General features: G+C 55.0%; 21 protein-coding genes and 1 pseudogene. 8 read left to right on the top strand and 14 right to left on the bottom strand.

The features are described 5' to 3' along the window. Positions 1 to 191: 191 nt before the first annotated feature. From AABA21_RS06765 to ptsP, 3 genes are all read right to left on the bottom strand, one after another. Positions 192 to 2,033, bottom strand: a complete 1,842-nt coding sequence (locus tag AABA21_RS06765; protein ID WP_338248221.1) for a PTS fructose-like transporter subunit IIB — start codon at positions 2,031 to 2,033, stop codon at positions 192 to 194. A gap of 106 nt (positions 2,034 to 2,139) precedes the next feature. Then, positions 2,140 to 3,102, bottom strand: a complete 963-nt coding sequence (gene pfkB, locus AABA21_RS06760; protein ID WP_338248220.1) for a 1-phosphofructokinase — start codon at positions 3,100 to 3,102, stop codon at positions 2,140 to 2,142. Further along, positions 3,099 to 5,558 (bottom strand): phosphoenolpyruvate--protein phosphotransferase, encoded by a 2,460-nt coding sequence (gene ptsP / locus AABA21_RS06755; protein WP_338248219.1) that lies wholly within the window; start codon positions 5,556 to 5,558, stop codon positions 3,099 to 3,101. Before ptsP ends, pfkB begins: the two co-directional genes overlap by 4 nt. 228 nt (positions 5,559 to 5,786) lie before the next feature. On the opposite strand from ptsP, the gene AABA21_RS06750 reads away from it, so the two are divergent. Then, on the top strand, positions 5,787 to 6,800 hold the full coding sequence (locus AABA21_RS06750) for a LacI family DNA-binding transcriptional regulator (protein WP_338248218.1): 1,014 nt from the start codon (positions 5,787 to 5,789) through the stop codon (positions 6,798 to 6,800). A gap of 48 nt (positions 6,801 to 6,848) precedes the next feature. Here AABA21_RS06750 and AABA21_RS06745 read toward each other — a convergent pair whose 3' ends face one another. Together AABA21_RS06745 and AABA21_RS06740 are read right to left on the bottom strand one after the other, a co-directional pair. Beyond that, a complete protein-coding gene (locus AABA21_RS06745; RefSeq protein ID WP_338248217.1) occupies positions 6,849 to 8,213 on the bottom strand; it encodes a GNAT family N-acetyltransferase in 1,365 nt (454 codons plus the stop codon). Positions 8,214 to 8,652: 439 nt separating this feature from the next. Beyond that, positions 8,653 to 9,558, bottom strand: a complete 906-nt coding sequence (locus tag AABA21_RS06740) for an NAD(P)/FAD-dependent oxidoreductase (protein WP_338248216.1) — start codon at positions 9,556 to 9,558, stop codon at positions 8,653 to 8,655. A gap of 518 nt (positions 9,559 to 10,076) precedes the next feature. On the opposite strand from AABA21_RS06740, the gene AABA21_RS06735 reads away from it, so the two are divergent. Continuing rightward, positions 10,077 to 10,961, top strand: coding sequence for a heme-dependent oxidative N-demethylase family protein (locus tag AABA21_RS06735; protein WP_338248215.1), 885 nt, complete (start codon positions 10,077 to 10,079; stop codon positions 10,959 to 10,961). On the opposite strand, the gene AABA21_RS06730 is transcribed toward AABA21_RS06735, so the two are convergent. From AABA21_RS06730 to AABA21_RS06720, 3 genes are all read right to left on the bottom strand, one after another. Then, on the bottom strand, positions 10,918 to 11,160 hold the full coding sequence (locus AABA21_RS06730; RefSeq protein ID WP_338248214.1) for a hypothetical protein: 243 nt from the start codon (positions 11,158 to 11,160) through the stop codon (positions 10,918 to 10,920). The genes AABA21_RS06735 and AABA21_RS06730 overlap by 44 nt on opposite strands. Next, a complete protein-coding gene (locus tag AABA21_RS06725; RefSeq protein WP_338248213.1) occupies positions 11,157 to 11,834 on the bottom strand; it encodes a glycosyltransferase family 2 protein in 678 nt (225 codons plus the stop codon). Before AABA21_RS06725 ends, AABA21_RS06730 begins: the two co-directional genes overlap by 4 nt. 134 nt (positions 11,835 to 11,968) lie before the next feature. Next, positions 11,969 to 13,822, bottom strand: coding sequence for a Wzz/FepE/Etk N-terminal domain-containing protein (locus AABA21_RS06720; protein WP_338248212.1), 1,854 nt, complete (start codon positions 13,820 to 13,822; stop codon positions 11,969 to 11,971). A 527-nt stretch (positions 13,823 to 14,349) separates the two neighbouring features. On the opposite strand from AABA21_RS06720, the pseudogene AABA21_RS39315 reads away from it, so the two are divergent. The 4 genes and pseudogenes from AABA21_RS39315 to AABA21_RS06705 form a co-directional block, all read left to right on the top strand. Beyond that, positions 14,350 to 14,490: pseudogene (locus AABA21_RS39315) on the top strand (GDP-mannose 4,6-dehydratase); the annotation flags it as partial. After that, positions 14,465 to 14,647 (top strand): hypothetical protein, encoded by a 183-nt coding sequence (locus AABA21_RS06715; RefSeq protein ID WP_338251045.1) that lies wholly within the window; start codon positions 14,465 to 14,467, stop codon positions 14,645 to 14,647. The pseudogene AABA21_RS39315 and the gene AABA21_RS06715, both read left to right, overlap by 26 nt. Positions 14,648 to 14,690: 43 nt before the next feature. Then, a complete protein-coding gene (locus AABA21_RS06710; protein WP_338248211.1) occupies positions 14,691 to 15,674 on the top strand; it encodes a GDP-mannose 4,6-dehydratase in 984 nt (327 codons plus the stop codon). A 193-nt stretch (positions 15,675 to 15,867) separates the two neighbouring features. Further along, positions 15,868 to 16,914, top strand: coding sequence for a GHMP family kinase ATP-binding protein (locus AABA21_RS06705; protein WP_338248210.1), 1,047 nt, complete (start codon positions 15,868 to 15,870; stop codon positions 16,912 to 16,914). On the opposite strand, the gene rfbB is transcribed toward AABA21_RS06705, so the two are convergent. Then, complete coding sequence (gene rfbB / locus AABA21_RS06700) at positions 16,911 to 17,966, bottom strand: dTDP-glucose 4,6-dehydratase (RefSeq protein ID WP_338248209.1); 1,056 nt, start codon at positions 17,964 to 17,966, stop codon at positions 16,911 to 16,913. The two genes, AABA21_RS06705 and rfbB, sit on opposite strands and share 4 nt — an antisense overlap. Positions 17,967 to 18,305: 339 nt before the next feature. Here rfbB and AABA21_RS06695 point away from each other — a divergent pair, with 339 nt between their 5' ends. Together AABA21_RS06695 and nth are read left to right on the top strand one after the other, a co-directional pair. Beyond that, positions 18,306 to 19,193, top strand: a complete 888-nt coding sequence (locus tag AABA21_RS06695; protein WP_338248208.1) for an NAD(P)-dependent oxidoreductase — start codon at positions 18,306 to 18,308, stop codon at positions 19,191 to 19,193. Between the two features lie 188 nt (positions 19,194 to 19,381). After that, on the top strand, positions 19,382 to 20,062 hold the full coding sequence (nth, locus tag AABA21_RS06690; protein WP_338248207.1) for an endonuclease III: 681 nt from the start codon (positions 19,382 to 19,384) through the stop codon (positions 20,060 to 20,062). Between the two features lie 53 nt (positions 20,063 to 20,115). Here nth and AABA21_RS06685 read toward each other — a convergent pair whose 3' ends face one another. The 5 genes from AABA21_RS06685 to AABA21_RS06665 all read right to left on the bottom strand — a co-directional run bounded on the left by AABA21_RS06685 (position 20,116) and on the right by AABA21_RS06665 (position 25,905). Then, positions 20,116 to 21,306: a cytochrome P450 gene (locus AABA21_RS06685; protein ID WP_338248206.1), complete on the bottom strand. Its 1,191-nt coding sequence runs from the start codon at positions 21,304 to 21,306 to the stop codon at positions 20,116 to 20,118. Between the two features lie 159 nt (positions 21,307 to 21,465). Continuing rightward, positions 21,466 to 21,915 (bottom strand): PTS sugar transporter subunit IIA, encoded by a 450-nt coding sequence (locus AABA21_RS06680; protein WP_338248205.1) that lies wholly within the window; start codon positions 21,913 to 21,915, stop codon positions 21,466 to 21,468. 25 nt (positions 21,916 to 21,940) lie between these two features. Next, positions 21,941 to 23,524, bottom strand: coding sequence for a PTS transporter subunit EIIC (locus AABA21_RS06675; protein WP_338248204.1), 1,584 nt, complete (start codon positions 23,522 to 23,524; stop codon positions 21,941 to 21,943). Between the two features lie 500 nt (positions 23,525 to 24,024). Next, entirely contained in the window at positions 24,025 to 24,930 is a 906-nt protein-coding gene (locus tag AABA21_RS06670; protein WP_338248203.1) for a carbohydrate ABC transporter permease, read from the bottom strand. 48 nt (positions 24,931 to 24,978) lie between these two features. Next, positions 24,979 to 25,905: a carbohydrate ABC transporter permease gene (locus tag AABA21_RS06665; RefSeq protein WP_338248202.1), complete on the bottom strand. Its 927-nt coding sequence runs from the start codon at positions 25,903 to 25,905 to the stop codon at positions 24,979 to 24,981. Between the last annotated feature and the right edge of the window lie 53 nt (positions 25,906 to 25,958).

Here is a 25,958-nt window from a genome sequence, read left to right as displayed (position 1 = left end):
ACTTTATTAGACGTCTATTACAGGCTATTTTATCCCTTATCTGGCATAGATGTAATTGTATAAATATAGTCGTTGGTTGAAGGGAATTTGTGACATCGCTCGATACAAACATATCCCAAAAGTACTGCATGTACATGTTGGTGCATCGGACGCGCATGCGCGTCCGATGCACCAACATGTACATGCTCTTCCTAAGAAACCTGGGCTAACTGGACTTCGGCTTTGACTGGTGCCGTTTTGCTGACAAGCGAGCGTTTGGTAAAGAAGAGGATGCCCGTGGTCACTAACGTTCCTGCCACGATGGCGATGAAGTAGGAGAGCAGGTTGGTGACCGCGCCAGGGATAAACAGGACGAAGATGCCGCCATGGGGAACCTGGAGTTGGCATGCGAACAGCATGGAGAGCGCGCCAGCTATCGCCGAGCCAATCATGGTAGCTGGAATGACGCGGAATGGATCGCGTGCGGCAAAGGGGATGGCTCCTTCGGTGATGAAGGCGATACCCAGTACTGCCGCCGCCTTGCCCGCGTCCTGCTCTTCTACCGTAAAGCGATTTTTGAACAGATAGGTTGCCAGGGCCAGACCAAGTGGTGGCGTCATGCCCGCCGCCATCACGGCCGCCATCGGCGCGTCGACATGGCTGCTCAGGAGGCCCACCGAGAACGTATAGGCCGACTTGTTGATAGGCCCTCCCATATCGATGGCCATCATACCGCCGAGCAGGAGCCCCAGCAGCAAGGCATTCGTCCCCTGCATGGTCTTGAGCCAGTTGGTCAGGGACGTCAGGATCAGGCTGACCGGGGTACCGATGACATAGACCATTAACAGGCCGACGATGGCGGTACTGAGCAAGGGAAGGACCAGCACCGGCTTCAGGCCGGCCAGATTCTTTGGCAGGTTGATCCATTTGCTGAGGTAAAAGGTGGCATAGCCTGCCAGGAAGCCCGCGATCAGACCACCCAGGAAACCAGCGCCGATCGAGTTGGAGAGTACGCCACCGATCATGCCCGGTGCCAGGCCCGGCCGATCGGCGATCGAGTAAGAGATATAGCCCGCCAGAATGGGCACGATCAGGCTGAAGGCGCCGGTGCCCGCGCCGATCTGGTTTAAGGCCCAGCCGATGGTACCGGCATGTTTGGCCGCGTCGATACCCCCAATGGCAAACGAGATCGCGATCAGCAGTCCACCGGCGACCACAAAGGGGAGCATATAGGAGACGCCGGTCATCAAATGTTTGTAGACGCCCGTGCTGGCGGCCGACCGCTTGCTTTTGGCATCCTGAATCTGTGCCAGATAATCCTGTGATGATGAGCTGTCTGCACTGGTGGTTGCCGCGCCCTGTGGATTGCGGGCGGCCAGCGCCAGAGCCTTATTTAGCACGCCCGGCCCGTTTTGGAGCGCGTCATGGGTCGATGTTTCATAGACCGTCTTGCCACTAAAGCGGCTCTGATCGACCTTGGCGTCGGCCGCGATCACCACCACATTCGCCCGCTGAATCTCCTCCGGTGTCAGCGCATTCTGGGCACCGACCGAACCCTGCGTCTCCACTTTAATCTGGTGCCCCAATGTTTCAGCGGCCCGCTCCAGCGCCTCGGCGGCCATAAAGGTATGTGCGATCCCGGTGGGACACGAGGTGATGGCGACGATATGTGCGTGCTCAACCTCTTTAGCTGCAACTGGCGTAGCTGGAGCCGCCTGGGTGGCGGGAGCGGGAGCAGCGCTGCTTGCTGTCTGTTGAGCCAGGGCCTCTTCGATGATCTGCTGACCCTGACGGATTGCCTTACTGGTGGTGGTTTTATAGACCGGCTTTGTGGAAAAGCGGTCCTGCGCTATCTTTTCGTCGGCGGCGATAATTACCGCATCGGCGGCCTGTATATCGTTCGTGGTCAATGTATTTTGCGCCTCTCCTGAACCCTGTGTCTCCACCTTGATGGTGTGCCCCAGGGCCTCGGCGCCACGCTGTAGTGCTTCCGCGGCCATAAAGGTATGAACGATGCCACTGGGACTGGAGGCGATGGCCACAATCTTTGCCATAATAGAACTCCTCTGCACGGGATAAGACCATGCTGCTCTGCATATACTAAATACGATCTTTATCCTGATACTTGCTTGAGCCTGTGTGTAGTATCTATGCTGCCAATTATTCTTCCTGGGTTTTGGAGGCTGGCTGGAGCGTACGCACCCGAACCTGGCTGATATACTGTTGCAGTACAGGGCGCTCGGGAAGGTGTGGGCCGATGCGTGTGATGGTCCCAGCGGAAAAGGCGGTCGCCAACCGGGCGCATTCGGCCAGGGGGAGACCCTCGGTGAGCCCGGCGATCAGGCCCGCGACCATGGCGTCTCCGGCGCCGACCGTGCTCTTCACCTTGATCGCCAGTGGTTGAGCTACCAGGGTGGTGTGTTGATCCACAAACAGGGCGCCTTGCTCTCCCATCGAGACCACGACCAGGCGCACGTTGTCCCGTAACAATTGCCTGGCACCCTGTTCGATACTCGTTTCGTCTTCCAGGGGACGCTCTACCAGTTGTCGCAGCTCATCGATGTTTGGTTTGAGGATGGTGGGCCCCGCCTGCGCACCCGCGCGCAGGGCGGCCTGGCTGGAATCCAGCACGATATTCTTGCCCAGTGTTTTCAGGTGTTCGATAATGGTTGCATAGAAGCCGGTTGGCAGGCCGGGAGGCAGATGGCCCGCCAGCACGAACCAGTCACAGGTCGCGGCCAGCTGTTCGATGCGCGCCATGAGCTGTTCAACATCGGCCTCCGAGGGTTGAAGTCCCGGCATGTTGATGTCGGTGGTCTGTTGCCTGGCCTCATCGATCACCTTGATACCGGTACGCGTCTGACCTGGCAAGCGGACGAAGGCATCCTCGATCCGTTTCTGGGTGAATAGCTGCTCAAAGATGGCGGCGTTATCGCGGCCCAGAAAGCCGGTGACCGCCGTGGCGTGACCATAGTCGGCCAGGAAAGAGGCCACGTTAACCCCTTTACCACCGGCATCCATCTGCATCTGCTGGCCGCGATTAACCCTGCCGGGCTCGAACTGGTCCACGCGCACCGTCAGATCGATAGCGGGATTCAGCGTAATAGTTGCGATTTTACTCATAGATTGCGTACCTCTGCGCTGGTACGACACTGGAGCGCTTTTTTGGCGAGCGCCTGCATGTCTTGCAGGGAGGAACTACGGATGTGAGCTTTAATGGTGGCAACGCTCGGGATGCTGACGCTCAACTCTTTTACGCCCAGGCCGGTCAGGATGCTGGCTCCCAGCACCTCGGAGGCTAGCCCGCCGCACACACCGACCCATTTGCCCTCTTGCTCGGCTGCCTGTACGGTCTGCGAGATCATCTGCAGGATGGCTGGATGCAGGCTGTCGGCCTGTTTGGCCAGTTGTGGATGACCGCGGTCCATGGCCATCACATATTGCGTCAGGTCGTTGGTACCAATGGAGAAGAAGGCGATCTCTCTGGCCAGGTGATGGGCCAGCAGAACCGCTGAAGGCACCTCAACCATGATCCCGATCGGTATGGTCGGCCCATTCAGCTCCTGGCGTACCTGTTCGGCCATGGCTGCGGCTTTCTGCCAATCCTCCAGCGTCGCGATCATCGGGAACATGATGCTCACCGGACCATAGGTGGCCGCCCGGTATATGGCGCGCAACTGTGGGATGAACAGGTCGGGATATTCAAAGCAGAGCCGGACGCCACGTACGCCCAGGAATGGATTATCCTCTTTGGGCAGGTTCAGGTAGCTGACCTCTTTATCGCCGCCGATATCCAGCGTGCGGATAATCACATTCTGCCCCTTCTGCGTCTGAATGATATCGCGGTAGACCGCGAATTGCTCATCTTCAGAGGGAGCGCTGCTGCGTTCCAGATAGAGGAACTCGGTGCGCAGGAGCCCAACACCCTCAGCACCTGCCTCGGCCGCTTTCTGCGCGTCGCGCACATTGCCGATGTTGGCGGCCACCTCGACACGATGCTGATCGCGGGTAATGGCGTGCGCGAAACGCTCGGCGCGGGCCGCTTCCTCCTGCTGTCGTGCCTGCTGTTGTAGCTGACGTACCTGTTCGATATCGGCGTCATCGGGCTGTAGATAGAGCTTTCCCGCCGAACCATCCAGAATACAAGTGCTGCCTTCGGCGATATTCAGGAGCTCCTTGCCCGCTCCTACAATGGCCGGAATGCCCAGTGAACGAGCGATAATAGCGGTATGCGAGGTTGGGCCGCCACCGACCGTACAGAAGCCGAGCACCCCCTGTGGATCGAGGGTAGCCGTATCAGATGGGGCCAGGTCGTCCGCCACCAGGATGACGGGATGGTTATCCAGTTGAATCTCCTGCTGTTGGGTTCCTGTTAAGTGATTTTGTACGCGCGTGCCGACATCGCGCAGATCGGCGGCACGGCCGGCCAGCACCGGATCTCTCAACTGCTGGAGCGACTCCACCCGCTCCTGGATGGCCTGGTTCCAGGACCAGGCGGCGCTGTGACCCTGATAGATCAGCGAGATCGTCTGCTGCAGGATGCTGCTATCGCTGAGGAATTCGCTGTGAGCTTCAAATATAGCGGCCTGGCTGGCGCCTGAACGAGCGCTGACATCGGCATGTAACTGTGCAAGCTCTTTTTGGGACGTATTCAGAGCCTGCTGTAGCTTTTCGCCCTCTTCAATCGGATCGCCGGCCTCATCTTCAATCTTTGCAGCGCGATGGACATATGTCTTCACCGATCCAAATACGATGCCCGGCGCGGCCGAAATACCGTGAATGGTCTCTCTGGCATGGCGAGGAGTCCACGATGCCGTCTCCGTACGTTGCTCGGCCTCAGCCTCTTCCTCTCCTAGCTTGTTATTGAGGGCCTCCTGCAGGGCTTTCAGGGCTTTCTCGGCATCATCACCCTGGGCGGAAACACGGATCTGTGTGCCGCGCTCAGCGCCTATCTGGAGCAAGGAAAGCAGACGCTTGCCGTCCGCGACGCGCTCGCCATTGCGAACCCGGATACGGGCCTTAAAGCTTTTGGCCAGATTGGTAAACGTGGCCGCTGGCCGGGCATGCAGACCAGTCTTATTGCCTACCACGGCATCAAAATAGTGTTCATAATCGGCCGGTTGACTACTGGTGGTGGGCGTTTCAGGGGCGCGTTCACCGGTTAAAGCCTGGATGATATCCTGTGGATTGGTGGTCTGAGCCAGGCGCTCAACTTGTTTCTCATCGCTCAGTACGCGTGTCAGACGGCGCAGAACCTCGATATGCTCATCCGATTTGGCGGCGATGCCCACGATCAGGCGCGCCGTTTCTCCTGGATTCCAGGTGACGCCTGCGGGGACCTGCAGCACAGAGATGCCTGTACGCTCAATGAGATCGCGATGTTCATTTAAGCCATGGGGGATAGCGATCCCGTTTCCCAGATATGTATTGGATACCTCTTCGCGTTGCCGCATACTGTTCACATAGCCGGGGGCGATATTGTGGCTATCAATAAGAAGCTGTCCTACAAGATTGATGGCCTCTTGCTTGTCACGCGGACTGGCATGCAAGCTGATCTGTCGTTCGTTGATCTCAATCATGCGAGCTCTCCCCAGAGTCCTACAACTGAATGGTCTTCACTACATGGTCACCTCTGACCAACCTGAGATTCTTGTAATCGATTACAACCGATAAGCAAATTGTAATCGATTACAATGCCATTTGTCAAGGAATTTTTGTTTGATTTCCTTTCAAACTGCTTCAAAATATGCTATACTAATTGCAATCGATTACAATCTGTGGCTAGCCTGATCAATGAGGGAGTGGGTATGGCGAGTATTAAAGAAGTTGCCGAGGCGGCTGGCGTCTCTACCGCTACGGTCTCGCGTGTGCTGTCGAATGGTCAGCACGTACGGCCCGAGGTGCGTCGGCGGGTGATGGAGGCGGTCGAAAAGTTAGGCTACCGGCCCAATCTGGTGGCGCGCAGCCTGCGTTCTCAGCAATCGAATACTATTGGTCTGATTGTGTCAGATATTCGCAATCCCTTTTTTACCTCCATTAGCCGTGCCGTTGAGGACATCGCCTACGCCCAGGGCTTTACGGTCCTGCTTTGCAATACCGATGAAGACGTCAATAAGGAAGCCATTTATCTACAGTTGATGCGTGATACCAACGTGGCGGGTATCATTTTTTCTCCGACGCGCCAGACGGCTGCCAGCCTTGCTCAACAGCGCTTTGATTTTCCAATCGTGATGGTGGATCGCACGGCCCCTGATTTTGAGGCTGATGCCGTTTTGCTGGATAATGTGGAGGCGGCGTATCGGCTGACAACACACCTGATCAACAATGGCTTTGGGCGTATCGGGGCTATCTTTGGAGAGACCAGCCTGACCGGCCTGGAACGGCAGCAAGGGTATGAGCAGGCGCTGCGGCAGCATAATGTGCCAGTGGTACCCGAATACATCAGGCATACCCAGCCACGGGTTGAGTCTGGTAAGGCGGCCGCGAGCGCGTTACTGCGCCTACCCCAACAGCCAGATGCCTTGCTGACCAGCAATAGCCTGACCCTGGAAGGGGCGCTGCAGGCGATTCGCGCGGCCCATCTCTCAATGCCTGCAGATATCGCGCTGGCGGGCTTTGACGAAACTCCCTGGACCGTGCTGGTGCAGCCGGCGATTACGATTATCTCCCAGCCTACCTATGAGATCGGCAAGATCGCCGCCGAACTGCTGATCCAGCGTATCGCTGAACCTTCACGACCCCCGCGCCAGGTTATGCTGCGTGGTCAGCTCCGTGCGCGTGGTTCCAGTACGCGTTCCCTCGTTAAGAGAGAGATTTCATAAGGACGGATGTAGATAAATACATCCGTCCTCTGTCTGGAATTGAGCGGGTTATAGCACCGCTGCCCAGGATGGTCGCACCGGGAACAGGGTATTGAAGAGCACCTCGTTATTGACCCAGGCGTCGGGATAGTTTCGGCGCAGCTCATCTAAACTGCGATAGCCAAGGAGCGCCTGGAAAAAGACCAGTGGTGGAAAGCCACCATCCGAGCTGTTGTTCAGCACGGTTGAGCGCCAGTCTTCGACTGTCTCAAGCCGACCTTCATTGAAGACCATGCGTATGCCCCCACGGTAGAAATCCAGCTTTAACTCGCCTGTAAAGCCCTCGACCGGCGAATGGAGCAAGCGTTTCTCCAGCGCGGGCGCGATATGGTGGATAAAGCGAGGCAGGTCCGCGATGCGAACGTACCAGGCGTAACCCGGATCTGCAATGGCAGCCAGATTGCCCAATGCTGTATAGACCGGATGTTGCTGCCCCAGGTAGAACCTGATCTCACTGAACGCCTCTGTGTCGGGTTTTTGGGTCGGCATCTGCTGACCGTAGGCCTGCAAGGCGCGCAAGAGGGATTGCAGCATTGCCTGCAGGTTGAGGTGTGGCCTGGTATACATACTCCAGACATTAAGCGACTTGACCCCACGTGCGGTGGGCAGCGAGAGCCAGCCCTGTGCCTGTCCCTGTTGGTCGACGATCATCATCGTGGCACCGAATTGAGAGCGAGCGGGATGGTCAGACCAATCTTCTACCAGGAATTTCATGTAGCTATCATCTGTGTGCGTCGTGACGGCCTGCAAAGATCGGTCACGCTGCTCATAGATTGCTTTTATCTGTGGCAGGTCTTCTTGCGTGGCTTCGCGCAGGGTGTAAAGTTCGGCCTCCCCCTCTTTGGCCTTGGGGATGGCGGTCAGGTAAACCCCCTTGCTGCTGTCCAGATCGAGGGCGTATTCATAGCCAAACTGGCGATAGAAGTAGTAGATGCCCGTAATCGCGTCCAGCAGACGTCCCTCGGCGGCACTGCGCGCGTGGACGAACTCGAACAGGGTACGTATCAGGCCACGGTTACGATAGCCGGGATCGCTGAAGACGATTTCCGGACGCCCCATCTTAAAGGGAATATCCTCGTAGTACCACTCCATGCGTTGCAGGCAGATACCAGCCACAACGGGATTGCCCTCTTTATTGTGGTCCTCAACAATCGCATAGTCGCCCGGCCCCATGATAGGTACTCGTCCGCTCATGTATACCCTGACGACATTGGCTAACCTCTCATTAAAGGGATCGCTCTCTTTGCCTCGAAAGACCTGGCCGGCGGTCTGCGCGATCTTTTCTGTATCATCTGCTGTGGACCAGCGCGCTACCAGGCCATCGCCCAGGTCACGTCTATAGTCGGCGGCGGCGATATCCAGCGTCATTGCCATGTGTGTATCCTCCTTATGTTTCTGTAAAACGAGCAGCAGTTACTGGCGAGCAAAAAAACGTATGGCTGAAAGGGGAGCCCGGCAATGATGGAACCCATGGAGATATGCGGCGCAAGGCAACAAAAAAACCGCGGGTCCTCATTGGCGGATGCCCACGGTCAGAAGATGTGCTGTGTGCTCTATGTTAGCGGGTAGAGATCGGAATATGCGACACACATATCTGAAAATGGGCAGACGGCTCCTGTGGTCCCCAGATCAATGTGCGCACCGTTGTTCAGTGGGTTGTGTATGGATACGATCACATTTGGGAGGTTCCAGCTAGAAATGGGCAGGAATACATGATTACCTGTTTTCATGGCATGTCCTCCTTTCTGTTATCGTCGATAAAACTTTTATCACAACCATTACAACTATAGCCGACGGATTGTGATCTGTCAAGCTATGCTTTAAATGCTTTCAGGGTTTGATAGCTACGCGCCAACTCCTCTTTTTGCAGCTCTATGTTGATCATGACGGCGAGTTCGACGCCGTCTGCGACTGCTCCGCTCACCCAGCGCGTCCGATAGACATCGCCAGCCAGGTAGATGCCAGGGGCGATCGGCTCCTGGTATGTTTCGGGCAATGAACAACCGAGCTTATCGAGCAGTTCCAGACGCCGCACATGCTGCACTTGAAAGAACATGGCCGAGCGCGCAAGCGTGGTGCCGTCGGTGAAGACGATGCGTTCAAAGCGCTGTTCCGAACCCTCCAGCCGGGCGATGGGTGTTTCATAAAGTTGAATGTTATGTTGATTGAGAAGCGCCAGCGTCTCGCTATTGATCTGATGGGGACCATCGGTACACAGGATAATATCCTGGCTCCATTGTAGAAGCTGCAAGGCCAGCATCTCCCCTCCTGCTCTCTGCGCGAGGACGGCCAGTGGCTGGTCGCGTACTTCCCAGGCGTCGCAGTAGGGGCAGGAGAAGACCCCGGCTCCATAGTAGCGCCGAACCCCCTCAATCGACGGGGTAACATCCTTCAGGCCGGTGGCCAGCAGCAAGGCACGGGCCGTATGTATAGAGCCATCGCCCAGGGTGACGGTAAAGAGATCGTCTGTACGCCTGGCATCGATTGCGGTGGTAGAGCGTATCTCTACGTTTGTATATTTTTGTAATTGTTCTTTCCCGATGCGTCTGAATTCCGCTGGTGCCATACCATCACAGGTTAAAAAGCCATGCATCGCGTGGGAGACAATATTGCGCGGCTGCCCATTATCACAGACAAGCACAGATCGGCAACAACGCCCTAACATTAAAGCAGCGCTCAGTCCGGCAGGACCAGCGCCAATGATAATCACATCAAACACTACGAAGCCTCCAGATTTTATGAACCAGGGATATGTTTAAAGTGACAAGCAAGCCACTTATTTTAAGTGTATTATATTATCCCGCTCTTTATGTACATTGTATTGATGGCTCCAAATGGCTGTTGGGCTGTGTCTATTTGCTTATGTAGCATCTCACCTGAACCATTGCTCTACCAATGTTCCCCGCAAGCAGGTATACTGGGAATACGTCTTACGTGCAAGATCATCATCTTTGGCGTGTCTGGGTTTTCGCACCTGCAGGACTCATAGTTTTTGTTTCTGTTGCTGCATGGGATGTGCACTTTCGGCACTCATGTCTTTTGTTTCTGTTAGTGCATGGGATATGCAACTGAAGTACGCATTCATTTTGTTTCTGTTGGTGCGTGGGTTGCGCGGATGCGCAACCCACGCACCAACAGAAACAAAATGAATGCGCCCGCGTAGCGGGGGCGCGCACGTTTACCGGAGGAGTTAATATATTGTTTCCTTACTTCCCTTTTGAGTCTGAAAGCTTTTCGATGTCTATGGGGGTGCAGGCGTTGGGAGCTGGTAATGTAATTGAGATTGATCCCGATCATTATGCTGCTGAGATAGCGCTCAAGCATCGCCTTCTGAGGGAGGATACCCCTTATTATTTTCAAGCCTTGCCGCGAACCGAGGCGGCGCAGTGGGAGGTGCTGGAATTACTGTTGCCGCAGCTGGCGGCGCGCTATCCACAGTGGTTTACCTTAAAAGTAGAGCAGGGGCGATGGCACTGGCATAACCAATTGTTGAACGAAGAAACCGAGTTTCGACCGGGAATGCTAGCTGATCTACGGCTCTCGCCGCTTCACTGGTTAGGGCGCCAGCTGCAAGAGGATCTCCTGGTGCTAGATGGGAATATGGAGACTGGCTTTCCCCTGGTAGCGGGTCTGTTGTGCTTTCCTAATTCGTGGTGCCTGGAAGAGAAGCTTGGGCAATCGTTTCTGGCGATCCATGAGCCGGTCCCTTCATTTGCGCGACACCTGGGGCGATCCTCGCAGCTCTTATTGCAGCGCCTGAAGGCTGGCCGCCCCGTCTGGCGGCTGAACTGGGCTTTTCGTAGTACTCCCCGGCTTGATATTACGCCCCGGGCCGCCGGCGAGGTGCTGCGGTCATATGCGAACCTGTCGGAAGACACGGTTGGAGAGCGGTGCTGGCTGCGCGTCGAGCGTCAGACTCTGACACGTCTGCCAGAAACGGAGGCCATTCTTTTTACCGTCCATACCTATCAGGCGCCTGTTGCAGAGATAGTTGTCGATCCGGTGGCCGCGCGCAAGGTGGAGCGAGTTCTGACCACCACACCTCCCGAAATGCTGGCCTATAAAGGGGTCTCCCCTTTCATTGAGCCGCTGCTGGCCTATCTTCAGAGGCGTTGCGCTTAGCCAGCAACCATTGCAGCACACCCGCGTGGAATGCCAGCTTAGCCAGAAAGATAAAAGGAGCGTAGAGCAGGACACGGGGCTGCTCGGCAATATTGACGCGAATGATCAGGATGGTAATGCTAAGTGAGACCGGGACGAGTAGCAGGGCGTAAATGAAGGGATGGCGCGCCAATGCGAGGATGCGGCTGCGCCTGTTCATGGTGGGATATAAAAGCTTGACGTGTAAGCCGGATGCGCGTCCAAAAAATAGCTGTAAGCCATCAATACCTTGAAGCTGTCGCGGCGATGGTTATGTTTTACCTTGATCGCGGGCTGATAGACGGTGCGGTAGCCGAGCTGCACTAGGCGATAGCAAAAATCTATGTCCTCACAGACACGCAACGTCTCGTTGAAACCTCCCACTTCCTTATAGATCTGGCGCCTGACGCCGAGGCTGGCTGAACACAGCTGCATCTCGCTGCGTTGACTATTCTGACAGAAGGCAAAGCTGCTGAAATCGAGACAGCGCGCGAAGAACGCGTTGGACTTCCCCTTGATCTGTCCTCCAACCGCTCCGATCTGTGGATTCTGCAATTCGAGCACATTTTGCGCGATCCAATCTGGCGCTGGCTCACAATCATTGTCGAGAAAGAGTAGATAGTCGCCACGCGCGATACGTGCCCCCTGATTGCGTTTTTGGCCTGGATACATATTGGATGCCGCGTTAACGGTATGGGTTGACCACTGCTCTTCGACCGTTTTTCCGGGCTGCCCCACAATGATAATTTCAGTCAGATCGGCCGGATATGTCTGTTGACTGAGTTTTTCCAGCACTGTTTCAATGAGGTCTGCCCTGCTATAAGGGATAATGACGCTTACAGAAGCCGTATCCATCGGAAGTTTCCCCCTTTCATTGGGGTTGCCAGGTAGGCGCAGCTTATCACGGTAAAGGTTAGCAGCCCTACGAAACACAGAGCCAGCAGTATCTGTTGCTCCGCATAGAGATTGGCATCATTGCTACCCGGCGACTACTTCTCATCCACAATCCCTTTGTGTTGATTTGTCGGTTGCTTCTGATAGACCGCAGGCAATAGATGCCCCCCCTCTGGTGCCTCGTCCGCCGCTGTGGTGGTCTGTGGGAGCGCAGGTTTATGATGGGTGGATGACGTTGATCGCGCTAGCGAGGCGCGCCTCTGGTTACTTATCGCCATACGCGTCCAGGGTGAGGTTGCGCGCCACGGTTTTTTGTCTGCCTCCTCCGCATCGTCCAGCCACGTCTTTTCACTATTTTGCGATGGAACATAGAAGTAAGATCGGTGGTGTGCTTTTTGACGATTGATGATAACTCCCTGTACCGGAGCCTGCAGGCGTTGTAGATTGCGGGCTATGTGGCGTAGATGTGTTGCCTGTTCGTGACCGGCTTCAACCACCAGCAGTGAGGCGTCCGCGCACGCCGCCAGGACCGCTGTATGCGCACTCTCTTCCAGCGGACCACTATCTATGACGATGACGTCCATCAAACTATGCGCCTGTTCCTCTGATTCCTGTACCGTCTGGAGCAGGCATTTCAGGAACAGGGATAGCATCGGTATACGCAGAATGGTTCCCCGTGAGTTGGGTAATGGGCCGGTTGGTAAAAACCAGAGATTGGGGATAGAGGTTTTATGTGGATGTAGCCAGGCATGTAGCCAGGTAGACCTGGTTGGTCCTTCTTGAAAGAGCGTTCCCTCTGTCATAACCGTGGTGAGGCCATAAATGTTAGGATGCTTAAAGACGCGATGCAGGGTCCCCCGTTGCAAATCTCCATCCACCAGCATGACACGCAAGCCTGTGCGTGCCAGTGTGATCGCCAGGTTGATCGCCGCAGTTGATGTGCCCGCTTTCGCATGTGCTCCTGTTACCAGCACGGCACGTTTCTCAGCTAACCTCATTATCAAATGGGTACTGATGGTGCTAAACGCCTGCTCGATCGCTTCGTTATTGACCAGGGGGAGCTCATCGCGCATCTTTTGGGACGTTATTGTTACATCAGGTACACTGCCAGGTACCGGCAGTCGGGCCATCCGTTCCACGTCTTCCGCAGTTTTCAGCGAGGCATCGATCCAATCCATCAATAGAATAAACGCCAGGGCCAGTACCAGGCTCATGATACCGGCGGTCGCCGTGTTGAGCAGTACACGCGGACTCACCGGGTCGCGTGGCGCGACCGCGGATTGGACGATTTTTAAGCTGCCGGGCACCTGCAGCAATTGCTGCTGCACCTGGGTATAATTGCTTAATGATGAATTATATGTGGTTTGATCACCGTTAATAATATCGTTCTGATGGACAATGCTCTCGGGTGCCGCGTGTGCCGTTTGCAGGAGTGTCAGTTGTTCCTGGTCGTTGTCAACCGCGCTTCTGGCGTTATTCACATTCTTCGCCAGGCTGGTGGCGATATTTTTTAATTGTTGCTGCTGTGAATCATTTTGCAGCTGGATAAAGACGGCGACCACCGTATTGGCGATCGTGGCCGCACGTGTCGCGTCAGTATCTCTGGCCCGTACCTGGATGATGGGTGTATTATCCAGGGGGGAAGCACTGATCTGTGTTGCGAGCTGCTGAGCGTTCACCGTATGGATTTTGCGGGTCGCGCGCTGCAACACATCGGGGCGATTGATCAGGAGGGCATCGCTTTGCGCGAGGGCCTGGTCAACAAAGATGCTGCCATTGTTTGTGCTGACATCGTGGACCTGCAGTAGTGCCGCAGCTTCATAAACGGGCAGCATCGTGATACTGATGGCGTACGTTACCGCCGTACAGAGCGCGACCACAAGCAGCAACAACCACAGCCAGCGCCGCAGCAACGTTCCGTAATGTTTTATACCTGTCCCAATAGACATGCCACTTCCACCTTTCCTCCTCCAATCTTCCTCACAAGCATGCATCGCCTTTAGCTATTCATAAATCACCTATGATCAAAGCATACAACGTTTCCACAAAAATATAGTAACTTGTGGCCCATCCATCCTAATATCTGTATTGTTATTGCAGGTATTAGGATGGATGGGCCATCTACCTCTTGCTGGCGCGTTTGAGCTCCCCCGCACGGGCGTCCGCCTGCGCGGATGCGTGGATTTTTTGTGTAGGTGCGACAGGGCGCATTCGCGCCCTTGTTGCACCTACACAAAAACGGTTTTCTGAGCATGAATGGTGTGTGATATTTGAATTGCTTAATTTAATATTATTATATGTATTTACTGGATTTGAAAAGTTCAACCATGAATTGCAATAATTAACTGCAATATAACGATTTGGCAACTTTTTAGCCATGACCTGCTTATTATAATGTGATGCTGTAAGCGTAGATTGATGTTGTTGGAAGGGGAAGATCTCACCCGCATGAAGATCCTATTTATTACTCCTTCAGACGCCGTTCCATCCACGTAGCCCCTATGGCGTGGCCAAGCTCTATGGTCACTGGATGACCGTCAACTTTCGCGAGAGCTACGACCTGTTCGCCTGCTCCGGTATTTTGTTTAACCATGAGTCGCCGCGTCGAGGTCTGGAACCGGCAAACGTCTGGTTGGACGCCGACCGTGACCTTCGAGGATATCGTGCATAGCATGATCAAGCACGATATTCACCTGGTGGCCCGGGAGGAGGAGGCCATCAAAAAAGTTAGCTATACCTTCACCACACAGCCCTGCCAGATCCGGTCAAGATAGCCGGAAAAGACGCTCAAGTCCACAGAAAGAGAGTTATTGAGTCATGACAGTGCCTGCCCGCATCCTGATCACCGGCGTTTCTGGTTTTGTAGGAAGCTACCTTGCCCAGGCATGCTTGCGCCGTTATCCAAAGGCTACCATCTTTGGCCTCTATCGTCAGCACCTGGCGTTGCCGATTCCCCAGACAGGTATTCAATCTGTAAGTGGCGATGTCCTCTCGTTGGAGAGCATGCAAAATGTTGTTGATCGCGCGCGACCAGACCTGGTTTTCCACCTGGCTGCCCAGTCCTCGGTAGCTTCTTCCTGGTCTGATCCCATCAGGACGCTGCGCGTGAACGCCGAGGGGGCGATCCATCTCTTTGAAGCCTTGCGCCTGGCGGGATTGATGGCGCGCATCGTGGTCGTTGGTTCAGGCGAACAGTATGGTGCCGTGCCTCCCGAGGTGAATCTGATCAAAGAGAGCCAGCCGTTTCACCCGACGAACCCCTACGCCGTAGCGAAAGCGGCCCAGGATCTCTACGCCTACCAGTATTTTGTCGCCTATCGTCTGCCCACCATACGCGTTCGCCCTTTTAATCACTTTGGACCACGGCAACTGCCCACCTTTGTTATCGCCAGCCTGGCGCGCCAGATCGCCTTGATTGAGGCGGGAAAAATAGAGCCTGTGCTATCCGTTGGCAATCTGCAGGCCCGGCGTGATTTCCTGCCTGTCGAGGCCGTGGTGCAGGCCTACCTGGCCGTGGCGGAGCGTGGCCAGCCTGGGGAAGCGTACAACATTGGCTTGGGCATGGCCTATTCAATCGCGGATATTCTGAACATGCTGCTGCAGCATACCGACCATCCTATTCGGGTCCAGCAGGATCACAACCGTTTGCGACCCTCCGATCAGTCAGCCGCGCGTGCCGATACGTCACAGCTTCAACGCCATACGAGCTGGCGACCAGATGTGGACCTCAACCAGGCGCTCAAACACACACTCGACTACTGGCGCTCTATCGTGACGACGACTACCGATAGCCATCAATAGGTTGTCGTCACGATAGAGCGTTCCTGAATAGGAGGGTAACGAAAATTCAGCACAGTTCAAGAAGAGGACGATAAAGGAAGCCATGGATGATGGATTGTGCAGAGAAAATAGAAAAAATGGTAAGATAGCTTTATAACAGATAGATAGATGTTTCTTCCTATATGCTTTGTACACAGGTAGCACGAGGGATACTATGTTAATTGCCAGAGCGCCGATGCGTATCAGCCTGGGAGGTGGTGGGACAGATCTTGAGGCTTACTATGCAAAATACGGTGGCATGGTTATCAGTAGCACCATCAATAAGTATTTTTACGCGATCCTGACGCCTGAAGAGCCGCAAGATCTCCAGTTGATCTCAGCTGATTACCATACACTCTTTCGGAGTACGTCCTCGGCCGATCTGACATGGGATGGTGAGCTGGCATTACCCAGGGCTGTGCTGCATCATTTTGGTATTCGCGGTGGTCTCAATCTGTTTAGCGCCAGCGAGGTGCCACCAGGGACCGGCCTGGGCTCATCGAGTGCCGCGACGGTGGCGCTGGTGCGGGCCGTGTCGACGCTGGTTGATCAGCCGCTGAGCCGGCAACAGGTAGCCGATCTGGCATCCATGATCGAGATCGAGAAGATGGGCATGCCGATTGGGAAGCAGGATCAATATGCCTCGGCCTTTGGAGGTTTAAATAAGATTACCTTTACCAGTTCCGGCGTAACCGTTGAGCCTCTGCGCATCGAGCCAGAGATAGGTGCTCTGCTGGAGCAACGCCTGATGCTTTTCTTTACGGGCAGTTCTCGCGAGTCGACATCTATCCTGAAGCACCAACGCAAATCGACCACCGAGCAGGATGAATCGGTGTTGCAGGCTTTGCATAATATCAAGAAGAGCGCGGGTGAGATCGAGCAGTGCCTGTTGACTGGTGACCTGGACGGTTTCGCCAGCATTCTGGATTACTCCTGGCAGGAGAAGCGGCGTCTCGCTCCCAACCTGTCTTCAGCCTTTATCGACGAATGTTATACATTGGCGCGTCAGCATGGCGTGCAGGGTGGAAAGATCACCGGCGCTGGTGGTGGAGGCTTCTTCTTGCTCTACTGCCCAGAAGCGGACCAGGAGGCCGTTACCGCTGTTTTGCACGAGCGAGGCCTGAAGAGGATGCATTTTCGCTTCGATCAACAGGGCGCAACGGTCCTGCTCAACATCCCCGACGGCTGGCGGTTGACGGCCTCCTTCCATGAAGATGATTAATGAGTCACACCATCAACTGACCTGCCATGCATACCGCGCTGCAGGGCTGTCGCGAGGAATTCGTTCCGCTGTTCTTTAATCGTATCGATCCAGGCGGGATGAGCGCGATACCAGTCGATGGTCTGTCGCAGACCGACCGTGAAAGAGATGCGTGCGCGCCAGTCCAATTGTCGGGCGATCTTGCTAGTATCGACCGCGTGGCGCTGGACATTACCCGGGCGATCCTCGACAAAGCTGAGCAACTTGTCCGGCTTTTCCAGTATCTCCAGAACCGTGCGGGCATTTTGCAGCGTGCTGCGTTCCTCGTGGGCACCGATATTGAAGATCTGGCCAATCACCTTGGTGTCCGGCTGATGCAGGATCAACGCCAGCGCCTCCACGTGGTCTTGTACATATATCCAATCGCGCGAATGCTCTCCATTCCCGTAAACAGGGAGAGGACGATCCTCAAGCGCATTCAAGATGAAGAGCGGCAACTGCTTTTCGGGATACTGATAGGGTCCATAGTTGTTGCTGCAGCGGGTAATGGTGACGGGGAGCCCATAACTGGCCCAATACGAGAAGGCCAGCGTATCCGCCCCCACTTTACTGGCGGCGTAGGGTGAGAGCGGGAGCAGCGTATCGGTCTCCAGTGATGGTCGGCTGACCCCTTCGGGCGAGCGGGCATTGCCATAGACCTCGTCGGTTGAGATATGCAAGAAGTGCCGTATCTGCCGCCGCCGCGCGGCCTCCAGCAGCACATAGGTACCCTGCACGTTGGTACGCATAAAATCCTGGGCCTGTAGCAGCGAACGATCAACGTGTGTTTCGGCGGCAAAGTGGACAATCGTATCACAGTCCGACATTACCTGCTCGACAATCTTTTCGTCACAGATATCGCCTTTGATAAATGAGAGACGAGGGGTTGTCGATAGCGTCGGCAGGTTGGCCATGTTGCCAGCGTATGTTAATTTGTCCAGTACCACAATTTCATCTGTCGGGTAGGTAGCCAGGATATGTCTGACAAAGGTGCTTCCAATAAATCCGGCGCCTCCAGTGACGAGTATACGCATAAGTGCTCCTAATAGAATGTGCCCGAGAGATGAATGTTCCCGAGCCTTGTGTCTATCTTATGATTACTTCCTATATTGCTTCAAGATCCGATCAGAGAATGAGAGAGTGTTTTACTCTCATGATCATCGCCTGTCGCTTGCCTGATGTTTCGCACCTTCGGTGCTCATGTGCCAGTTGTATGTTGGTGCATCGTGTGTGCATCCGCGCACACGATGCACCAACATACAAAAACCAGTGCGGACGCGTGTGCGGGGGCGCTCACATGCCTTCAGGGTGACGCATATCTCTCTCTGCGTCGTTACAACGTGATAAAGAGTAGGAAGGAGATTATTAAAATTATGAGTGAGACAATTGGCTTTATTGGCCTGGGCAATATGGGTCATCCGATGGCTATCAATCTGCTGAAGGCTGGCTATAATCTGCAGGTGTACAATCGTGATCTAAGCAAGACGCAGGACCTGGTAGAGGCTGGCGCCAAACGTGGTACGCGTCCGCGTGATGTGGTCAATCATGGAAGTATCGTGATTACGATGCTGGCGAATGATGAGGCATTGGAGGCCGTCACGCTGGGGAATGATGGTCTGCTAGCTCACCTGGGCCCCGGTGGCATCCATCTCTCGATGAGTACTGTATCACCCGCCATGGCCCGGAAGATGCAGCAGTTGCATGAGCAGCAGGATTGCACCTATGTGGCCGCTCCCGTCTTTGGCCGACCAGAGGCTGCGGCCGCTCGTCAGCTCTGGATCGCGGTAGCCGGTAAGCCGGAAGGTAAACAGCGGGTGCGGCATATCCTGGGCACCCTGGGACAGGGCCAGTTTGATTTCGGGGAAGAGGCGGCCAATGCCAATGTGGTCAAGATCAGCGGGAATTTTATGCTGGCCGCGGCTATGGAAGCGATGGGAGAAGCGTTTACCCTGGGTGAAAAGAACGGTATTGAGCGCTCTAAGATGTATGAGCTGTTCACCCAGACGCTGTTTGCCTGCCCCGCCTACCAGTCGTATGGCAAGCGCATCGCCGAAAAGAACTTTGAGCCGGTCGGCTTTACCATGCAGCTGGCGCTCAAAGACGTCAACCTGGTCCTTGATTCGGCGAAAGAGGTGCAGTCACCCATGCCGTTTGCCAGCCACCTATCGAATCGTCTCCTCTCTGGCCTCGCGCGCGGTCGCGCCGATCGCGACTGGTCAGAGCTGAGCCGCGGCATCCTGGATGACGCGGGCATAGAATAGGTAACCAAAAGCAAGAATGGCCTATCGATCGCACTGGTTTTTTGAGTTGGTGCAGGGGGCGCATTCGTTCCCCTGCACCAACTCAAAAAACCAGTGTAGCCGTTTATCCTACTTTTTTGCCATAATTCCGTGGAAAGCAGAGAATAAGATAGGATAAGGATGCGTTTACTATTTATTGTGAAGAGGTTATGATGAAAGACACATCTCAGGAGACCACTGCTGCGGCTCTACCGGAAGGCGCGCTGCCTGTGCAGACCGTGATTGATGAGTTGCGCTCGCTGTATCCCCAGGCCCGCTACGATCTAAATTTTTCGACGCCCCTCGAATTGCTGGTGGCTACCTTGCTGGCGGCGCAATGTACGGATAAGCGTGTTAATGCGGTCACGGTAGATCTGTTTCAGAAGTACCGCAGCGCCGAGGATTACGCGACGGTCAGTCAGGAAGAGTTGGAGCAGGATATTATCAAGACTGGCTTTTATCGTCAGAAGGCCAAACAGATCCGTGCCGCCTGTCAGTATCTCTTGCTGCATCATAACGGAGAGGTGCCACAGACGATGGCCGACATGGTCAAGATTCCCGGTGTGGGACGCAAAACGGCCAACGTGGTGCTCGGCAACGCCTATGGCATCACGGAAGGCTTTATTGTTGATACCCATGTGGCACGCCTGATCAAACGCTTCGGTTGGACGCAGCAGGATGATGCCGTCAAGGCCGAGCGCGAAATAATGAACCTTGTTCCTCAACAAGAGTGGCTTAGCCTGGCCCACCGCATTATCTATCATGGGAGAGCCGTATGCGTGGCGCGTTCACCCCGCTGCGCCCAATGTACGCTGGCAGCAGTCTGCCCCTCATCAACCACGCGCCAGTAGTGGCACTTTTGGTAGGTGTCTCTGCCGATTTTTGCCCCAGGTCGCGCAAGGTTCTACTGGCGCTCCCGAAAGGTCATGGGCAGGCTGTTGACACCATAGACGAACGAGCTGGCAACATGCTGCAGCGGCACATCCGGGATGCGCCTGAGGGAGGCGAAGCGTGACAGGAGGATGTCTAGCGCGATCTTCGTCTCCAGCCGCGCCAGCGAGGAGCCGATACAGAAGTGGATGCCGTGACCGAAGCCGATATGCCGGTTCGGGCTGCGATGGATATTAAAGGTCTCGGAAGCGCTAAATTGCGTCTCATCGCGGTTGGCCGCGCCCAGCACGGGCGATACGATCTCCCCGGCCTTGATGCGGTGCTCGCCGAGCTGTGTATCCACAGTAATGGCCCGTCGCAGGCGTTGAATCGGGGTGCGATAGCGAATCACCTCCTCGATGGCGCCCGGCAACAAATCGGGCCGAGCCTGGAGCTCCTCAATGACTTCAGGATGTTCATCAAAGGTCAACAGGGCGTTGCCGATCAGATTGGTGGAGGTCTCATGACCGGCGACCAGTAGCAGGCGGCAGAAGCTTAAAATCTCGGCATCGGTCAGATACGTTCCCTCGATATGGGCGCTCAGCAGCGCGCTGATCAGATCATCCTGTGCGTGCTGGCGGCGCTGCTCCACCACCATCTGAAAATAAGTATTCATCTCGATGACTGCCTGTTTTTTCTGCTGGCGCGCCGGGCTCACAATAATATCCGACCAGTGCTTAAACCGCTGCTGATCCTGAATCGGGACGCCCAGCAGCTCGGCGATCACAATGATTGGCAGGGGATTGGCCAGGTCACTGACCACGTCCATCTGCCCCTGCAATGCGACCTGGTCCAGGTGGGAATGGACGATCTCTGTGATGCGTGGGGCCAGGTTGGCGATGGTGCGCGGCGTAAACGCCTGGTTGATCAACGAACGCAACTGGCGGTGACGCGGCGGATCGGTCCACAGCAGCGGTCTGGTCGTTGTCTGTATCCTGCTCGTTGGACGCGCGCGGATAGATTGTTCGGAAGAGAAGAGCTGGGGATCGCTGATTACGCGCTGCACATCGCTGTAGCGCGTGATGAACCAGCTATGGAATTCATGCGAATAGTAGACTGGATAGCGCTCCCGCATCTCCCGGTACCAGGGGAATGGATTGCGTGGATCTTTCAGAATATGTGCTGTTAATGATGGCTCCGATGATTGCGCCGCGGTGAGTGACATGCTGGCTGGTTTTCCCTCCAGGTGAAATTCTGCCTGTCTGCTTATTGCATCGATGACAGTAGATGGACTCTCAGCCTATAGTGTAGCCGATCTGCATAGGGAACGCAAAGGCGCGCCCGGCAATACGACAGCCGGGCGCGCCAGGGTACATACAGAAATTTATACTTCCAGGACAAAGAGCACGTCGCTCCCCGCTTTGACGGAGCCGCTGGCACGGCTGACGACGGTACCGTCGCCACTGGAAACGACGGGGCTCAGCACGACTTTGCCTTTGCCTTCAATGGTGGCACGGTCGAAGCGCACAATGGGGGTGCCCGCCTCGACATGCTGTCCCTCAGTGGCAATATTTTCAAAGCCGGCGCCGTTTAGCTCGATGGTATCGAGGCCGATGTGCACGATCAGCTCAATATCGTCGGCAGCGATGCCAAAGGCATGGCCGCCGGGAAACAGCTTGACCAGATCTCCACTGATAGGAGCGACCGCGATCGTCCCCGATGGATCGATGGCCACACCATCACCAGCCATCTTCTGCGCGAACACCTCGTCAGGAACCTTCTCAAGCTCAACCACGGTCCCATCAATGGGCGCGAGCACGTTAATCTTTGTCATCGTTCTCTATACTTCCTCGCTAAAACTACACTTCGACATTGTTCTCTTTGCGCAGACGGTTAATGCGGCTGGCAATGCGATCGGACTGTGTGCCCATCACCACCTGCACGATCTTGCCTTTTTTGATCACACCCGAGGCGCCCAGACTCTTCAGACGTGGCTCATCGATCTTGTCAGGCTGGTTCACAAAGGTACGAAGGCGCGTGATACAGCCTTCCAGGCTCTCGATGTTTTCTTTGCCACCCAGCGCGCTTAATACCTCGCGAGCCAGCACTGTATCTTTATCCTCGGCCTCTTCGGTCGCTACTGCTTCACCGGTCGCTGCAGGAGAAGCCGCGGTGGACCGACTCGCCGCCGGTCGACGCTGTGACTCGGGCAGGATCCAGTCGGGAGCCAGTCCGGTTGACTCCTCGCCGCGTCCCGGGGTACCCAGGTTGAAGCGAACGATAAAGAAGCTAAAGACAAAGTAGTAGATGACACCATAAATCAATCCGACCAGCAACAGGAGCCAGGGGTTGGTAGTGTTCGACTTATTGAAGTTTAACACAAAGTCGATCAGGCCAGCGGAGAAGCCAAAGCCGATCTTGATCTGCAGCAGATAGCAGACGGCCAGCGCCGTACCGGTCAGGACCGCGTGCACCACGAAGAGTACGGGTGCCACAAACAGGAAGGCGAACTCAATCGGCTCGGTAATGCCAGTCAAAAACGAGGCGAACGCAGCCGAGAGCAGGATACCGGCCGCCACCTTGGGGTATTTCGCATGGCGAATCATCGCGAAACAGGCGGCAGGCAGACCAAACATCATCATCGGGAAGAAGCCCGCCATATAGTATCCCGCATTGGGATCCCCCGCGAAATAGCGATTGAGGTCACCGTGGACCACGGTCCCACCTGGACCCTTGTAATTGCCTAACTGAAACCAGAAGTAGGAGTTCAATACATGATGCAGACCGGTGGGGATCAGCAAGCGGTTCAAGAAGCCGTAGATGCCAGCACCAACCGCGCCCAGCGAGACGATGCCGGTCCCAAGCGCGTTAATGCCACTATTGATAGGAGGCCAGATAATACCGAAAATCAGACCAAGAATAAGGGCCGCAAAAGCTGTAATAATAGGAACAAAGCGGCGACCGCCGAAAAAACCCAGGTAATCGGGCAGGCGGATATCATAGAACCTCTTGTACAGGCCCGCCGAAACGATACCCATCAAGATTCCCGAAAGTACACCCATTGAAATATTTGGATCTGGCCCCATGGTGCCATCGGCGCCCTTCACCTGCGGGATAATAGTATTAAACACCGCCGTAAACACCAGGAAGCCCACTACCGCCGCCAGCGCCGCTGAGCCTTCGCCACCAGAAAGGCCGATGGCGATGCCAATCGCGAAAATAAGCGGTAGGTTCGTAAAAATAGCATTCCCCGCATTCGCGATCCAATCCAGATGAATCACGCCCCAATGAATACCACCAAGTAGATCAGGTTGGCCCAGGCGCAGCAGCAAAGCCGCCGCCGGCAAGACCGCGATTGGCAGCATGAGGGAACGACCAACGCTCTGAAGCGCTCCAAGGACACGATCACCGGTACTGGTCGGTGATGTGGTGATTGAACTCATCGCAAGTTCTCCTCTACTAAAGGACTACTAAAAGCCACCCTCTGAAAATAGGCGCAGCTGTTTCGGCAGACATCGATGCAGTCTACCTATAACCGCACATCATGAGAACGAGTGTATCGGAAGATGAAGAGAAGAGATCACTGGAAGGAACACCTTTCACTCCTCGCTTTTCCGAAACAAACACCAATGTAACTACAGACTTTTGTTACAACTTACGGCTGACATGACATAACAGCGTCACAAACAGAAACAAATGGAGTATAACGTGAAAGCAACAAATGAAAAGGTTTCATCGCCGCACGCACCCACCACGGGCAAGTCGCGCACAGCTCTTGCAGATACTATAAATTCTTCTCTTATAAATGTCAAGATGTCTAGACCACCAATCACAAAACTCATCAATTGGCAGGCAGAGAATACAGGGAGCGCAGGAGAGCGGTAATCAAATGGAGGCAACAATTGTGGTCAGTCGCTCACAAGCGCCTGACCACAATTGTCTCTTAACCTTTGACGGCGCCGGCGGTGAGGCCGGAAACGATGCGGCGTTGCAGGAAAAGGACAATAATAACCAGGGGGATGGTTACAATGATGGCCGCAGCGGCCAGCTGCCCATACGCTACAACGTGTTCTGAATTGAAGCGCGTAATACCTACCGTAACCGGCTGTGCGCTCTCATCGCTGGTCAGGTTGAGGCCAAACAGGAAGTCATTCCAGACCGCGATAAACGAGAGGATCGCCGACGAGAAAATGCCTGGTGCGGTAAGTGGCATAATCACGTACCACAGCGCCTTCAAACGAGAAGCGCCATCGATACGTGCCGCCTCCTCCAGGTCGGGTGGCAGATCACGGAAAAACGATGTCAGGAACCAGACCACCAGGGGAATGTTTAGCACCAGGTCCGCGATAATCAGGGCCCACCACGTGTTATACAGGTAAATAGGTCCCGTAAACAACACGAACAGAGGACCAAGCAGGGCGATGAACGGAAACATCTGCACGGACAGCACCGTTGCCAGCACAGCCGGCTTGCCACGGAACTTCATACGGCCTATGGCGTAGGCACAAAGGATACCAAACACCAGTGCCAGCAGCGTTGTGACCACCGCGATGATGGTACTATTTCTCAGCGTTGGCAAGAAAAAGGTCGAATTGGTGAGCACCTGGACATAGTTACTGAAATCAAACTGGTGCGGAAAAATGGTTGGCGGCGACTGGTTAATCTCAATGCCATTTTTCACCGACGTCGCAAAGGTCCAGTACAGTGGAGCCAGTGAAATGAAGACGATAACCACGACCGCCACATAGCGTGCTACCTTCCCAACGGTCGCCTTACGCTGCTTGGCGGCTAAGCGCGCGCGCGCCTGCGCTATATGTTCTTTTGAGCCTGTCTGCTCAGCTACTGCCATAATCTCTCTCCTTCTCTTCTAAATCTTTCCGCGAGCAAGCAGAACATCCTAATCCACCTGTTTCAAGGTATCGCCCATCAGCAACACATAGATGATACTGATTATGATACCGCAGAGAAAGACGTTGACGGCGGCCGCAACACCAGGCGTGAAATCGGCAGCTGTTCCACCAAACATAAAGTAGTTGGCATAGGTCGACATGGATTGCACGGACCGCTTACCAAAGACATAGAACAGGTCGAAGACACGGAAGGCATCCAGGGTACGGAACATCAAAGCGATGATCAAAGGACTCTTGAGCAGCGGCAGGGTAATGCTCCAGAAGGATTGCCAGCGCGTACTGCCATCGACTCCCGAGGCCTCGTAGAGCTCCGCCGGAATGACCTGCAGACCGGCCAGGATGAGAAGCGCCATAAATGGCGTTGTTTTCCATACGTCGGTAATCAGGGCCGCGATAATGACACCGGAAGGGCTACCAATCAAGGTATCGCCTGGTTTGAGCAGGTGCAGACCCTGAAGGATAAAGGTTATGATACCTGTCTGGTCATTGTACATCAGGAACCACATCTGGGCGGAAACGACGGTTGGAAACGCCCAGGGGACCAGAATAGCGGCACGCACCAGGCCGCGTCCGGGGAACGTCTTATTGATCAAGAGCGCCACCAGCAGCCCGAAGAAGGTCTCGAGTGCTACACTGACTACGGTAAAGATGACGGTATTAAGTGTTGCGGTCCTGAACTCCGAATCTCCCAGGACGCGCGTATAGTTTGCCAGGCCAACAACGGCCGGAGAGCCGATAAAAGGGTTATCCAGGATGCTGATGCGCAATGAATCCAGCATTGGATAAACCGCGATCACGAGGATCAGCAGGATGGTGGGAAGCACCAGGATATATGGCATGATGCCGCTGCCGTCCTTGTTCCGCCCTCGTTTTACTGGTTTCTGGGTGCTTGCTTCAGCTGTTTGTGTTGCCATGTTCTCTTTCACTTCACTTCAAAAAAGATAATAGAGGCCGTAAAACATCATTG

This window comes from Dictyobacter halimunensis (assembly GCF_036245075.1).
Note: the sequence above shows the minus strand (reverse complement) of the source record. Positions and strands in the feature narration are given on the sequence as shown.

Coding starts and splice junctions, on each gene's coding strand:
- AABA21_RS06715 (WP_338251045.1), top strand. CDS start 14,465: ATGAGTCGCCGCGTCGAGGTCTGGAACCGGCAAACGTCTGGTTGGACG.
- AABA21_RS06665 (WP_338248202.1), bottom strand. CDS start 25,905: ATGGCAACACAAACAGCTGAAGCAAGCACCCAGAAACCAGTAAAACGA.
- AABA21_RS06680 (WP_338248205.1), bottom strand. CDS start 21,915: ATGACAAAGATTAACGTGCTCGCGCCCATTGATGGGACCGTGGTTGAG.
- nth (WP_338248207.1), top strand. CDS start 19,382: ATGATGAAAGACACATCTCAGGAGACCACTGCTGCGGCTCTACCGGAA.
- AABA21_RS06710 (WP_338248211.1), top strand. CDS start 14,691: ATGACAGTGCCTGCCCGCATCCTGATCACCGGCGTTTCTGGTTTTGTA.
- AABA21_RS06685 (WP_338248206.1), bottom strand. CDS start 21,306: ATGTCACTCACCGCGGCGCAATCATCGGAGCCATCATTAACAGCACAT.
- AABA21_RS06735 (WP_338248215.1), top strand. CDS start 10,077: ATGTCTATGGGGGTGCAGGCGTTGGGAGCTGGTAATGTAATTGAGATT.
- AABA21_RS06725 (WP_338248213.1), bottom strand. CDS start 11,834: ATGGATACGGCTTCTGTAAGCGTCATTATCCCTTATAGCAGGGCAGAC.
- ptsP (WP_338248219.1), bottom strand. CDS start 5,558: ATGATTGAGATCAACGAACGACAGATCAGCTTGCATGCCAGTCCGCGT.
- AABA21_RS06765 (WP_338248221.1), bottom strand. CDS start 2,033: ATGGCAAAGATTGTGGCCATCGCCTCCAGTCCCAGTGGCATCGTTCAT.
- AABA21_RS06745 (WP_338248217.1), bottom strand. CDS start 8,213: ATGGCAATGACGCTGGATATCGCCGCCGCCGACTATAGACGTGACCTG.
- AABA21_RS06730 (WP_338248214.1), bottom strand. CDS start 11,160: ATGAACAGGCGCAGCCGCATCCTCGCATTGGCGCGCCATCCCTTCATT.
- AABA21_RS06670 (WP_338248203.1), bottom strand. CDS start 24,930: ATGGCAGTAGCTGAGCAGACAGGCTCAAAAGAACATATAGCGCAGGCG.
- AABA21_RS06675 (WP_338248204.1), bottom strand. CDS start 23,524: ATGAGTTCAATCACCACATCACCGACCAGTACCGGTGATCGTGTCCTT.
- AABA21_RS06750 (WP_338248218.1), top strand. CDS start 5,787: ATGGCGAGTATTAAAGAAGTTGCCGAGGCGGCTGGCGTCTCTACCGCT.
- AABA21_RS06720 (WP_338248212.1), bottom strand. CDS start 13,822: ATGTCTATTGGGACAGGTATAAAACATTACGGAACGTTGCTGCGGCGC.
- AABA21_RS06705 (WP_338248210.1), top strand. CDS start 15,868: ATGTTAATTGCCAGAGCGCCGATGCGTATCAGCCTGGGAGGTGGTGGG.
- pfkB (WP_338248220.1), bottom strand. CDS start 3,102: ATGAGTAAAATCGCAACTATTACGCTGAATCCCGCTATCGATCTGACG.
- rfbB (WP_338248209.1), bottom strand. CDS start 17,966: ATGCGTATACTCGTCACTGGAGGCGCCGGATTTATTGGAAGCACCTTT.
- AABA21_RS06695 (WP_338248208.1), top strand. CDS start 18,306: ATGAGTGAGACAATTGGCTTTATTGGCCTGGGCAATATGGGTCATCCG.